General features: G+C 36.0%; 11 protein-coding genes. All 11 read right to left on the bottom strand.

Annotation, left to right across the window (positions count from 1 at the left end):
* Positions 1 to 50: 50 nt before the first annotated feature.
* The 11 genes from MKY04_RS07480 to MKY04_RS07430 all read right to left on the bottom strand — a co-directional run bounded on the left by MKY04_RS07480 (position 51) and on the right by MKY04_RS07430 (position 12,603).
* Positions 51 to 353, bottom strand: coding sequence for a rhodanese-like domain-containing protein (locus tag MKY04_RS07480; RefSeq protein WP_126294805.1), 303 nt, complete (start codon positions 351 to 353; stop codon positions 51 to 53).
* An 88-nt stretch (positions 354 to 441) separates the two neighbouring features.
* A complete protein-coding gene (hfq, locus tag MKY04_RS07475; protein ID WP_126294804.1) occupies positions 442 to 678 on the bottom strand; it encodes an RNA chaperone Hfq in 237 nt (78 codons plus the stop codon).
* 51 nt (positions 679 to 729) lie between these two features.
* Positions 730 to 1,662 (bottom strand): tRNA (adenosine(37)-N6)-dimethylallyltransferase MiaA, encoded by a 933-nt coding sequence (gene miaA, locus MKY04_RS07470; RefSeq protein ID WP_346235584.1) that lies wholly within the window; start codon positions 1,660 to 1,662, stop codon positions 730 to 732.
* Positions 1,659 to 2,573 (bottom strand): alpha/beta fold hydrolase, encoded by a 915-nt coding sequence (locus MKY04_RS07465; RefSeq protein WP_246020342.1) that lies wholly within the window; start codon positions 2,571 to 2,573, stop codon positions 1,659 to 1,661. The genes miaA and MKY04_RS07465 overlap by 4 nt, the downstream gene beginning before the upstream one ends.
* Before the next feature lie 12 nt (positions 2,574 to 2,585).
* Entirely contained in the window at positions 2,586 to 4,223 is a 1,638-nt protein-coding gene (locus tag MKY04_RS07460) for a glycerol-3-phosphate dehydrogenase/oxidase (protein WP_126294802.1), read from the bottom strand.
* 36 nt (positions 4,224 to 4,259) lie between these two features.
* Positions 4,260 to 6,170 carry a DNA mismatch repair endonuclease MutL gene (gene mutL / locus MKY04_RS07455; RefSeq protein WP_126294801.1) on the bottom strand — a complete coding sequence of 637 codons (1,911 nt, stop codon included), beginning with the start codon at positions 6,168 to 6,170 and terminating at the stop codon, positions 4,260 to 4,262.
* A gap of 103 nt (positions 6,171 to 6,273) precedes the next feature.
* Positions 6,274 to 8,868, bottom strand: a complete 2,595-nt coding sequence (gene mutS, locus MKY04_RS07450) for a DNA mismatch repair protein MutS (protein WP_346235583.1) — start codon at positions 8,866 to 8,868, stop codon at positions 6,274 to 6,276.
* Between the two features lie 380 nt (positions 8,869 to 9,248).
* The gene (gene cotE, locus MKY04_RS07445; protein WP_126294799.1) at positions 9,249 to 9,857 is read right to left on the bottom strand and encodes an outer spore coat protein CotE; all 609 of its coding nucleotides are present in this window, start codon (positions 9,855 to 9,857) and stop codon (positions 9,249 to 9,251) included.
* Positions 9,858 to 10,115: 258 nt separating this feature from the next.
* A complete protein-coding gene (locus MKY04_RS07440) occupies positions 10,116 to 10,553 on the bottom strand; it encodes a RicAFT regulatory complex protein RicA family protein (protein ID WP_346235582.1) in 438 nt (145 codons plus the stop codon).
* Positions 10,553 to 12,085 (bottom strand): tRNA (N6-isopentenyl adenosine(37)-C2)-methylthiotransferase MiaB, encoded by a 1,533-nt coding sequence (gene miaB, locus MKY04_RS07435; protein WP_126294797.1) that lies wholly within the window; start codon positions 12,083 to 12,085, stop codon positions 10,553 to 10,555. Before miaB ends, MKY04_RS07440 begins: the two co-directional genes overlap by 1 nt.
* A 152-nt stretch (positions 12,086 to 12,237) precedes the next feature.
* Positions 12,238 to 12,603, bottom strand: coding sequence for a hypothetical protein (locus tag MKY04_RS07430; RefSeq protein ID WP_126294796.1), 366 nt, complete (start codon positions 12,601 to 12,603; stop codon positions 12,238 to 12,240).
* Between the last annotated feature and the right edge of the window lie 130 nt (positions 12,604 to 12,733).

Here is a 12,733-nt window from a genome sequence, read left to right as displayed (position 1 = left end):
CTGTTGTGCTTTTTTGACCATAATACACATTTTTTAGACTTTAAATAGTATTATTTAAACTCCAGTTCACCATCATAAGCCATCATACCACCTTCAAGATTGATGACTTCAAAGCCTTGTGATTCAAGATATTCGCAAGCGCTTGCACTGCGAGCGCCAGCTTTGCAAACCATAATATATTCCTTTGATTTATCTAGTTCAGCTGCACGTTCGGGAATTGAACCTAACGGGATATGAACTGCTCCAGGAATCATGCCTTCTTCAACTTCAAAATCTTCACGTACATCAATAATATTTAAATCTTCATTCGCGTCCAATAGGTTAATTAACTCATCCGTTGTCATTGTTTTCATGAACAGACCTCCAAATTTTCCATTTACTATGCCATTATAGTAAATAAGTAAAAAATCGGCTAGTATATTAACTTCGCCGATTTAAATATTAATTATTGTCTTCGCCGTCTGAACCGAGTTGCACTGTTTTTGATGGTACAAAAGTTGAAATTGCGTGTTTATAAATTAAGTGTTGTTTCCCTTCTGACTCCAACAATACAGTAAAATTATCATACGACTTTACTAACCCTTTTAGTTGAAAACCGTTTAGTAAAAACACAGTGACAAATGTATTGTTTTTACGAAGATTGTTAAGAAATGTATCCTGTAAATTGATTGATTTCATGCCGTACACCTCGTCTATTTATTCTATTAGTACGTATTCGGCAAGTGGAAATTAATTCCCTTCTTTAATATTAAAAATTTTAGAAAACTTTTTAATTTCATCCCAATCGTTTCCAACCCACTTAACATCCATTTTGTTTCGAAAGTAGGTCAATTGTCGCTTCGCATATCTTCTTGAATTCTGTTTTAATTGTTCAATAGCTTCTTCAAGAGTGATTAAACCATCAAAATATGCGTATAGCTCCTTATATCCAATTGCTTGAACAGACTGCACATTGCGAATTTTTTTATCCCACAAACTTTTCACTTCATCAAGCAGGCCATTTTCCATCATTAAATCTACTCGTAAATTAATGCGTTCGTATAACTTTTCTCGATCCATGTCCAAACCGATAATCAAATGGTGATACAGTGGAATATTTCCTCGGTTATACTCCTCAGCTGCTTTTGACACACCATGTAATTCAATCATTTCAAGTGCTCGAATAACACGACGAGTATTATTCGGGTGAATTGAATTTGCAATTTCCGGGTCAAGCATTGCTAATTTTTTATGCATTGCCTCTGGTCCAATAGTAGCCAACTCATCATAATATTTTTTCCGAGCTTCTAGTTCTACTTCCTCTTTTGTAAACTGGAAGTCATATAATGCGGCCTGTACATATAGCCCTGTTCCCCCAACGATGATGGGCAGCTTCCCTCTACTTTGAATTTCACTAATTTTCTTTCTTACCAATACCTGATATTCAGCAACTGAAAAGCTTTCTGTTGGATCTTTAAAGCTAAGTAGATGATGTGGAATACCTTCCATTTCTTCTTCCGTTATTTTTGCAGTTCCAATATCGAGGCCTTTATAGATTTGCATCGAATCCCCATTAATAATTTCACCATTAAATTCCTTTGCCATTCGAATGCTTAATGCTGTTTTTCCTGAGGCTGTTGGCCCAACAATAGCTACAACCTCAATACGTTTCTTTTCTATCATTTACTCAACCACCGCGATACGACATGAAACACATGCTCTTTATTTTTTTCTCTTAATATTTCGTGGCGCATTCCTTCAAAAAGGTACACGACAACATTGTTTAATCCAGCTCTTTTCAATTGGTTTGCAACTTTATAAACACCAACACCTTTATTTCCTACCGGATCTTCACTTCCACTTATTAATAGTACAGCCAAATCTTTTCGAATGTTTGCAATTTCATTCCTTCGATTAATCAATAATAATCCTTCTGTTAAATCTACAAAAAATTGATTTGTCGGTACAAACCCACAAAATGGGTCGTTAATATAAGTGTGTACTTCATCTTCATTAGTACATAGCCAATCAAATGCCGTCTTTACATTTGCAAATTGTTTGTTAAAGCTTCCGAAGCTCAACTCATTCATTAGATAACTTTTCACTGTCTTCCCCTGAACAAGTGAAAGAGTTTTGGCCAGTATATTTCCCAAGCTATGAAGAACTGTTGTTGCACCAGTTCCACACAAAATGCATTTATCAATTTCTTGACTATAAAGTTGTATAAATCTCCGTGCTAAAAAGGAACCCATACTATGACCGAATAATATCGTTTCACGCACTTCATGTTCCATCTGAAAATATTGAATTAATTCATAAACATCTTGAACAACACGATGAAAGCCATTGTTGTCTGTAAAGTATCCTTGTCTTCCATTCATTTCTGCAGTTTTTCCATGACCACGGTGATCATGTATCGTAACGAAATACCCAAGCTCACAAAGTGCATCGGCAAACGCGTCATAACGACCACCATGCTCGGCCATTCCATGTAAAATATAGAAATGCCCAATAGCTGTTTCTTTCGGTTCATATAGTCGAACAAAAATCTGATGTCCATCACTCATTTGCAAAAACCTAGAAAGTTTTGCCAAAGCACTCACACCTTACATTGTTTGATTTTTTGCTTCATCAATAAATTGATCTAACTGCATTTGATAAAAGACCTTTTCACTTTCAGAATAGCCGATAATATTGCTCATTAAATCGATTACTGTTATTTTATATCGTTCAACTAAACCTATATTAAAATAAAGATAGCCAGTTCGGCGAATAAAGAAATCACTAGGGGTGATCGTCATCTCATGATAAATTGAATATAATAGCTGTGCGTATAACGCTATTGGCAGACTTACGCTATTATCGATAACTGATCTAGCAAATTGAAATACTTCATCGACATTTGTCCCGTATCTTTCAACTAGCTGCTTCGCTTCATGATTCGGAATCCCTAGCATTTCGCCTTCTTTTGCTTTATTTACAATATAATCTTTAAAATTGAGCGAATTCAAACCCCTTGCACCTGACAATGCCAATTCTTTCGTAATACATTCTGAAGCATGTTTAAACCGATGTTTCTTCACAATTTTATCAACAATCGTTTGTGCCATTTGGCGATAGCCGGTTAATTTCCCTCCTGCAATTGTTATTAATCCGCTAGGAGCAGTCCAAATTTCATCCTTGCGAGAAATTTCAGATGGATCCTTACCCTCTTCAGAAATTAGTGGCCGTACACCTGCCCAAGTTGATTCGATATCACTGGATGTAATATGAACCTTAGGGAAAATATACTGAATTGCATCTAATAAATAGTTTATGTCTTCTTTTGTTGCAACAGGCTGAATCGGATCATCATTATAAAAAGTGTCCGTTGTTCCAACATACGTTTTTCCATCACGAGGTATTGCAAAAACCATACGGCCATCTTTTGTATCAAAATAAACAGCTTGCTGAAGCGGGAATTTTGATTGATCAATGACAATATGAATTCCTTTAGTAAGTCGAATATGTTTGTTATGATGAATTTTATCCATTTTTCGCACTTCATCAACCCAAGGACCCGCAGCATTAACAATTTGGTGTGCATGTATAGTAATTTGTTCACCCGAGATTTCATCACGAACATTTGCTGCTACTATTTTTGCACCCTTATATTCAAAGCCAGTAACTCTCGCATAGTTCAAACAAACAGCCTTGTATTCCACTGCTTTCTTTAATACTTCTATCGTTAATCTTGCATCGTCTGTTTTATATTCCACGTAGTACCCTGCACCAAGCAGCCCTTCTTCTTTCAATAAAGGAACCTTTTGAAGAGTTTCTTTTGCAGAAAGCATTTTTCTCCGTTCATTTTTTTGTACTTGAGCAAGCCGATCGTAAACTGTTAAAGCAGCTTTCGTTGTTAGTTTTCCTAAAGTTCCCTCTTTATACAAAGGAAGGAGCATCCATTCAGGTTTTGTTACATGAACTGCATTTTCATAGACAATTTGACGCTCCCTGCCAACTTCTGCAACTAATCCAACTTCAAATTGCTTTAAATAACGAAGCCCTCCGTGAACTAATTTAGTGGAACGGCTTGAAGTACCAGCAGCAAAATCTTGCATGTCAACAAGCGCAACTGAAAGACCACGAGAAGCAGCATCAAGAGCGATGCCAGCTCCCGTAATCCCTCCACCAATAACAAGAACATCAAATGAATAACTATTGCAGATATTTAATAGTTTGGAACGATCTTTAAATGAAAACATCGAGTATATCTCCTTCTGCTATCGAATTATTGGATGTTACATGACACGTTTAAACATTTTCTCAACTTCATATGTTGAAAAGTGAATCATAACAGGTCTTCCGTGCGGACAAGTAAATGGATTGTCAGCTTTTCGCAAATCTTCTAGTAATGCGATCATTTGTTCCTTTGTTAGAAAGTAATTTGCTTTAATTGATTTTTTACAGCTCATCATAATTGCGGCTTCTTCTCTTAACTTTTTCACATCGGTTTTTCGAGTTTTCAGAACTTGTTCAATTAGCTCTTCAATAATTTCCTGTTCAAAACCTTTCGGGAACCATGTTGGATGCTCCCGAACTACAAAAGAAGATTGGCCAAAGTCCTCTAAAAAAACTCCAACTTCTTCAAGTGCACTAAGGTTCTCTTTTAATATCAATGCCTCATCAGCTGAATAATGGAAGGTTAACGGCAACAAAAGAGATTGTCGTTCATTTGCATTGACTTCTCCAACTTTGTCGCGGAAATATTCATACTTAATTCTTTCTTGTGCAGCATGCTGGTCGATTAAATAAAATCCATCCTCCATTTGCGCAACGATATACGTACCATGAATTTGACCGACAATTTCAAGCTGTGGGAATGGTTCTTTTTCTTCCTTTTGTACAGTTGCTCCCAATTCCTGTTTATTATCCTCAAGAATGGTTGAAGTCATTTCATTTTTCTCATCATGCGGCAATGTTATGTCTGTTTCATTCCATTGTTCCAAAAACTCAGAAGTAATGTCCTCACTGAGCACATCTTTTGGATTGGTTGCTGTTTCAACTTCCTTTGAGGTTTCTTTTACAACCGACTGCTGAGCATTTAATTTTTCCACAATTTGATTCATTTTTGTTTCATCAAAGGTAGGAGTTGGTTTCCAAAAATTTATTTGCTCACTCGGAACACGTACTGGCTTCTCTTTCTTTTCTGCCAACGGAACATGAATAGCAGAGCGAATCGCTTGGCGAACTGCATCTTCAATAAGTGGCAACAGCTCTTGCTCTTTACTTAATCTTATTTGGAGCTTTGCTGGATGAACGTTTACATCCGTCAAATAAGGATCTCCCTCAATATAAAGCACAACAATTGGGAAACGTTCGATTGGCAAATACGTATGATATGCATCAACAATCGCTTTTTGAACTAAGTAATGCTTGACCCACCTTCCATTTACAAATAAAGACATATAATTTTTTGAAGCTCGTGTTACTTCAGGTAGGCTGGCAAATCCGTGTACTTTATAGTCTTTAGATTCAGCATTAAAAGAAATCATTTTTCTTGCATTTTGAACTCCGTAGATTGCTGCGATGACTTGCTGCACATTCCCTCGACCATTTGTTTGGAGAAGTGTTTGCCCATTATGTACAAGTTTAAACGCAATTTCTGGATAACCCAATGCTAGACGATTCATATAATCAATTGAATGACCGAGTTCTGTTTGAATTGTTTTTAAATATTTTAATCTCGCAGGGGTATTGAAAAATAGTTGCGAAACTGTAATATCAGTTCCTCTTCGAAAAGAAGTTGGTTTCTTAGAAACAATATGCCCTCCTTCAAGCCGAAGCTCCATCCCACTGCTTTCTCCATCAGAAGTTTTTAATGTAACCTTTGATACAGATGCAATGGATGCCAATGCCTCACCTCTAAATCCGAGAGTTCTTATGCGAAACAAATCCTGCTCCTTTGAGATTTTGGATGTAGCATGGCGGGAGAATGACTTTAATGCATCTTCTTCATCCATCCCACTACCATTGTCTGTTACTTGGATGGAGGTTAATCCTGCTTCTTCGAGAAAAACTTCAATTGATGTACTGCCTGCATCAATGGCATTTTCAACAAGTTCTTTTACGACAGAGGAAGGTCGTTCCACCACTTCACCTGCTGCAATTTTATTTGATAACCATTCATCCATAATTTGAATTTTTCCCATTTGGAAGAACCTCCTTTGCGTTCTGTTTGATTGGTTTATTGGGGATTTTATCCGCTAATTTTGGAGTTTTATCCACCATTTTTCTAATTTTATCCGCCAAGCTTTATTTCTTGTTTAACAATAGTTGTTGCAGCTCATACAGTACATTAATTGCTTGAATTGGAGATGTGCCCATGATATTCATTTTTTCAAGTCGTTCTAATACTTCACACTCAGCCTGTGAAACTTTTTCTGTAGCAGAAAGTTGTGCTTCCTTACGTTTCTCTATTTCTTCAAATAATGATAATTGAAGTGCATCTTCTTTTACCTCTTTAGTAGTTTGACAATCCTTTGATTCGAATTGTTCTAGCAAAACTCTTGCACGTTCAATAATTGCTTCAGGCATTTCTGCAAGTTGAGCTACATGAACACCGTAGCTCTTATCAGCTGCACCTTGTTTCACTTTGTGTAAAAAGACTACTTTGCCGTCCTGTTCCGTTGCGCTAACATGAACATTTTGAAGGCGCTGTAATTGTTGTTCAAGTGCTGTTAGCTCGTGATAATGTGTTGAAAATAATGTGTTTGCACCAATCTTATCATGAATATATTCCATCATTGCTTGAGCTAACGCCATTCCGTCATAAGTTGAAGTACCTCGGCCGATCTCATCAAACAATAAAAGACTTTTGTCTGTTGCGTTCATAATTGCATTTTGCGATTCAAGCATTTCTACCATAAATGTTGATTGACCTGCAACCAAGTCATCTGCCGCACCTATCCGTGTGAAAATTTGGTCAGTTATTGGAAGTTCTGCTTCATCAGCTGGAACATAACAGCCCATTTGTGCAAGCACGACAATTAAAGCAACTTGTCTCATAAATGTACTTTTACCTGACATATTAGGCCCAGTAATTAACATCATATTTTTTTCATCGGTTAGTATACAGTCGTTTGGAACATACATTTGTTTATTTAACATTTTTTCTACAACAGGGTGGCGTCCTCCTACGATTTTTAACGCCCTTCCATCATGAAATGTTGGTTTCACAAAACGATATTTTTCCGATACGACAGCAAAGCTAATATAAACATCAAGTTCACTAATTTCAGATGCAAGCTCTTGTACACGGGGGATATATTGCTTTAATTGTTCACGAAGCTCGACAAACAAATCATATTCAAGTGCCAAACTTTGTTCTTCTGCATTTAAAATAACCGCTTCTTTTTCCTTTAACTCTTCGGTAATATAGCGCTCGGCATTTGCTAATGTTTGTTTTCGTTCATAACGAGTTAAATCCGCATTGGCAATATTGGATTTTGTAATTTCAATATAGTAACCAAATATCCGATTGTAACCGATTTTCAAGTTTTTTATGCCTGTAATTTCACGTTCCTTCTGCTCTAATTGGGCAATCCAATCCTTGCCGTTGCGCGCCGCAAATCGCAATTCGTCAAGTTTATCATCATAGCCTTCACGAATAACATCCCCCTCTTTAATTGCTACTGGAGGATGATCAGTTATCGCTTTCGATAAGAGCTGCTCGATATCCGTACATTCATCCAGTTTTTCACCGAGCTTCACCAAAGTTGCTTTATTGCTATTGATTAATTGTTCTTTAATCGATGGTACTTGGCGCAGTGATTCACGTAGCTGTGCTAAATCACGCCCTCCTACATTGCCAAATGCAACTCGTCCAGCTAAACGTTCTAAATCATACACTTTTCTAAGAAGCTCTCTTAATTCGTCTCTAATGAAAAATTCATCTAGAATGTCTGTCACAATTGAGAGGCGCTCTTCTATTGCACTCTTATCAGCAAGAGGTTGATGCAGCCATTGCTTTAATTTTCGCCCACCCATTGCTGTAACAGTTTCATCTAACAACCACAGAAGAGTCCCTTTTTGATCACCACCGCGAATTGACTGAAGCAGCTCTAGATTTCGTTTTGAGTTCGTATCAATTCGTAAAAGCTTTTTTGTTTCTGTATATGTAAATGGTTGAATATGAGTAAGTGAGCGCATTTGAGTGCGTTCAACATATTTTAATAAACATTTAGCAGCTCCTTGCAGCGATTTCGGCAAATTGCTTACATACTGTATTGAATTTTCGTCAGTCCCCTCTTCATTTTCAAGAGAAAGAACTATCCCTAAATTGGCTGCTTGTTCAGCTAATAAAACTTGAAGATACTCTGTCACAACGAGCTCACGAATATTAAATGCCATCAATTGCTGCAACAAGGATTTAGTCCCACCTTCAACTAACAAGGTGTTAGTTTCACCTGTTGAAACATCTAAATAGGCTAATGCAAAGCTATTTTCGGATAATTGTTCGGCAGCAGCAATATAATGATTTGATTTCCCGTCAATCGTTTTTCCCTCTGTTAAAGTTCCTGGCGTAATAAGCTGAATTACTTCTCTCTTCACAACGCCTTTTGCCTGCTTAGGATCTTCTGTCTGTTCACAAATTGCTACTTTATAACCTTTTGAAACAAGTGTCTCAATATAACCTTGGGCTGAATGATGGGGTACTCCACACATCGGAACACGCTCCGTGCTCCCAGCATCACGGCTAGTTAATGTAATTTCTAAAATTTGTGATGCGGATATGGCATCATCAAAAAACAATTCATAAAAGTCGCCTAATCTGAAAAACAGAAAGGCATCTTTGTACTCTGATTTAATTAATAAATATTGTTGCATCATTGGTGTATATGTCGTCATTTTATTCCCTCACATGTATTACTAGTTATCTTTTATTATAACAAAAATCTATTAATTAACGAGGAATCCTACTTAGAAAAGCGCAAGGCTCCGTTTTGCCCCTCTATTTAGAAAGCGCCACATTATGTGGTATTGTCGTACTTGAACATCTATGTGCGTTGTTGAAAGTCAATATCGATAAAATATCGATAAATTTTTTTCCAGCTTTTTGACCGGGGCAGATCACAGCATAGAAAGGCCAGATAGCATGTGCAAAATGCAATAAATTTTATTTATATAATAGAAAAGATTACTCTTCTAACTTATACTTTCCTATCCACAAATTAAAGAAGAGCGCCTACTTCACTACTTCTTTTTAGTAGATGGCGCTCTCAACTTTATTAATGATATGATGACGATTCGTCGCTTATATTGTCATATTTGCTTGAACTTGATGAAGAACTAGAGCTTGAGCTTGAACTTGAACTCGAGCTTGAACTTGAGCTAGAAGAAGATGAACTTTCTTCTTTTTCTTCTTCAAATGTCCATTCTTCTTCATATTCTATTGGATGAACCGATACAACTACTTTAGTTTCTCCTACTACTTCTACTAAGAATTCGCGTTCAATAACAACTTTGAAGCAGTCCCCATTCGATGTAATTACTGCCTCTATACAATTTGGCTGTTGTAATACACGTACATGACAATCATTTGAATCAATAACATCGTCATCACGGTAATGAAGTTTTATACGATCTTTGTATTGAACCGTCTCAGTGTGTACTGCAGTTTTTGAGTGATTATTATACGCGTACCACACGTTCACATCGAACTTACCTGAAACCTCTACATATTTGCCTACTTTCTTTGCATTATAGTGATGATTAATTACCCAGCAACCTAAAATGCTCGTTGGAACATTGGACGGGCGTATAACTTCACTACTTTCAACTCGTTTTTTACCCTTCGCGACAATCGCTTTTGTCACTATTTGACGCAAACGTTTCAACGTACTTTCCTCCTTTACATTTTCGAACTATAGTATGCGGCACATGCCTAATTGGTGAAATGTCATGGATAAATTTCTCTTAAATTTTTGAAGAAAAGGTATTTTAACTATAGATAATAGAATTGTTATTTATTTTTTTTTGATTTTTATTGGTTTTGACAACTTATAGTATTAAAGATGGGCGAATAGTGTTCCCATGGAAATAAAAAAACTGCCTCAAAGTTTTATAAAAACTAATGAGACAGTTTTAATGTTAATTTATGAACAGCTTCCAGGTTGAGAATTCCGTATTTTTGAACCTGTTTCGCCACGTAAAAGGTCGCCGCCTGTTGATTCAATAATTTCAGTTGTCACAGTATTGGCAATAGCATTTGAAACAAGCTGCAATAAATTGTTTACATCCATTTGAGATTGTTTAAATTGTTGCACGATTGGTAGTGCATCGATTTCTTCTTCAACTTTTGCAATCTTTTCTTCAATTAATTTTAAAGCTTTTTCTTTTCCAAGATGTTGGAAATTTACAGCTTGTTTTTGCAATGTTTTAAGGCTAGCAATTTTTTCACGAACAAATTGATTTTCATTAATTTGCGCTTCTGCTTTTTTGAAAAATTCAACTTCTTCTGTATTAGCGATCATATGTGCAATTTCTTTAGATTTTGCAACGATTTCATCTTTTGTATAAAGCTTTGTTGTCATTATACTTCCACCCCATGTCGATTGACGACTTCTACAAACTCACCACGTAGAGAGTAAGATTTCGCCTCGAGTATTTTTACTTTCACAATCTTTCCAATTAATTCCTTAGGACCTTTAAAGTTCACTAATTTATTTCTTCTAGTATATCCAGCTAAAACATCATCACGTTTTTTACTGCTTCCTTCAACTAATACTTCAACCTCTTGACCTTCATATTTTTTCAATGCAGCAGATGAAAATTCTTCAACTACTGCATTTAAACGTTGAAGACGCTCTTTTTTAACTTCTAGTGGAACATTATCATTCATTTTTGCAGCAGGCGTTCCTTCACGAGGAGAATAAATATACGTGAATGCTGTTTCGAATCCAACTTCACGATATAAGTCAATTGTTTCCTGGAATTGTTCCTCTGTTTCATTAGGATAACCTACAATAATATCAGTTGTTAAAGCAACATTAGGAATTGCTTCTTTGATTTTACGTACTAAATCTAGGAAGTGCTCGCGAGTATATTTACGGGCCATAATCTTTAAAATTTTATTTGACCCAGATTGAACCGGCAAATGAATATGTTCCACTAGATTGCCGCCTTTAGCTAATACTTCGATTAAATGATCATCAAAGTCGCGAGGGTGGCTTGTTGTAAAACGAATTCTTGGGATATCGATTTTACGTAACTCGTCCATTAAATCACCTAGACGATACTCAATATCAGTAAAGTCTTTTCCGTAAGCATTTACGTTTTGACCAAGAAGCATAATTTCTTGATATCCTTGAGCAGCCAGTTCACGTACTTCCTGGATAATTTCATCTGGTCGACGACTGCGTTCCTTACCTCGTGTATAAGGAACTATACAATACGTGCAGAATTTATCGCAACCATACATAATATTTACCCAAGCTTTAATGGCACCATTACGTTGTTTCGGAAGGTTTTCAATTACGTCTCCTTCTTTTGACCAAACTTCGATGACCATTTCTTTGGACATATATGCTTCCTTTAGAATATGTGGCAAACGGTGAATATTGTGTGTACCAAATACCATATCTACATGTTGGTATGTTGTTAAAATTTTATTTACAACCGACTCTTCTTGTGACATACAGCCACAAACGCCGATTAACATTTCAGGATTTTGACGCTTATATTTTACTAGGAAGCCGAGCTCTCCAAATACTTTATTTTCAGCGTTTTCGCGGATTGCACAAGTATTTAACAGCACAACATCAGCTTTATCAATTTGATCTGTTGGTTCATAACCTAGCTGCATAAAAATACCAGCCATTACTTCTGAATCATGTTCATTCATTTGGCATCCGTACGTACGAATATAAAACTTGCGACCTACTCCCATACCTTTGAATTGTTCATCTATGGCGAAGTCTTTATGGTACTTTACTTCTTCTTTCCCACGTTTTTTCGCTTCTTTTAATGAAGGAGCAGTAACTACTCGTTCAAAATAACTACTATAATCTTTTTCTGGTTTTGGTTGTTTTACTTGTTGACTAGCCAGTCGTTGTTCCTCATTCATTGAATCTAGAAACTCCTTTCAAGATTGGTTTCGCACATTCGAATCCCATTTTATTATTATAACGAATGATAGGTAGAAAGAACAATATAGGGAATTGAAAAGTTATAGATATAATATGAACTTGTACTATTTTTCAACAAAATATATTGGGTTTACTTATCCGAAATATTTGTAATGAATAATTCATATTGTTTTGGGTCATTTTCTTTTAAAATTGTAAGGAATGTAAAACAAAACTGAACAACTGAAGACCACTTCATCTCATACTTCTGCTCAAATTGATGCTTTGGATATTTTAAAACATCTTTAAATATAGTTGATGGTTCAATTTTTCTTTCCCTCAAGTATCCGAGAAAGGCAAGAAAAAGTTTATGATCTTGTAGTACAAGGGACTTTTCTTCCACAAGCTTATTTATTTCTATCGGACTTTTTAAAGAATTCCCTTTTCTAAACACTTTTTCAAGTTGTTCACTCTGCTTGCTTTTTTTAATCGATATGAAATCAATAACGTTTTTCAAAATAGTCCCCTCATTTTATCATTTTTCATTAGTAGGTAATGTTAATGTATTATTTTGTCTAGAACTATTTACTTTTCCAATTTGGTTGTTCTACTCCCAGTTCATATTTTTCCACCAATCTCATTAAGTT

Source organism: Lysinibacillus telephonicus, from assembly GCF_039654155.1.
Lineage (GTDB): Bacteria > Bacillota > Bacilli > Bacillales_A > Planococcaceae > Ureibacillus > Ureibacillus telephonicus.
Note: the sequence above shows the minus strand (reverse complement) of the source record. Positions and strands in the feature narration are given on the sequence as shown.

Excerpts from the sequence above, each read along its gene's own strand:
- MKY04_RS07440 (WP_346235582.1), bottom strand. The coding sequence starts at position 10,553 with ATGACAACAAAGCTTTATACAAAAGATGAAATCGTTGCAAAATCTAAA.
- miaB (WP_126294797.1), bottom strand. The coding sequence starts at position 12,085 with ATGAATGAGGAACAACGACTGGCTAGTCAACAAGTAAAACAACCAAAA.
- mutL (WP_126294801.1), bottom strand. The coding sequence starts at position 6,170 with ATGGGAAAAATTCAAATTATGGATGAATGGTTATCAAATAAAATTGCA.
- MKY04_RS07480 (WP_126294805.1), bottom strand. The coding sequence starts at position 353 with ATGAAAACAATGACAACGGATGAGTTAATTAACCTATTGGACGCGAAT.
- MKY04_RS07460 (WP_126294802.1), bottom strand. The coding sequence starts at position 4,223 with ATGTTTTCATTTAAAGATCGTTCCAAACTATTAAATATCTGCAATAGT.
- mutS (WP_346235583.1), bottom strand. The coding sequence starts at position 8,868 with ATGACGACATATACACCAATGATGCAACAATATTTATTAATTAAATCA.
- hfq (WP_126294804.1), bottom strand. The coding sequence starts at position 678 with ATGAAATCAATCAATTTACAGGATACATTTCTTAACAATCTTCGTAAA.
- miaA (WP_346235584.1), bottom strand. The coding sequence starts at position 1,662 with ATGATAGAAAAGAAACGTATTGAGGTTGTAGCTATTGTTGGGCCAACA.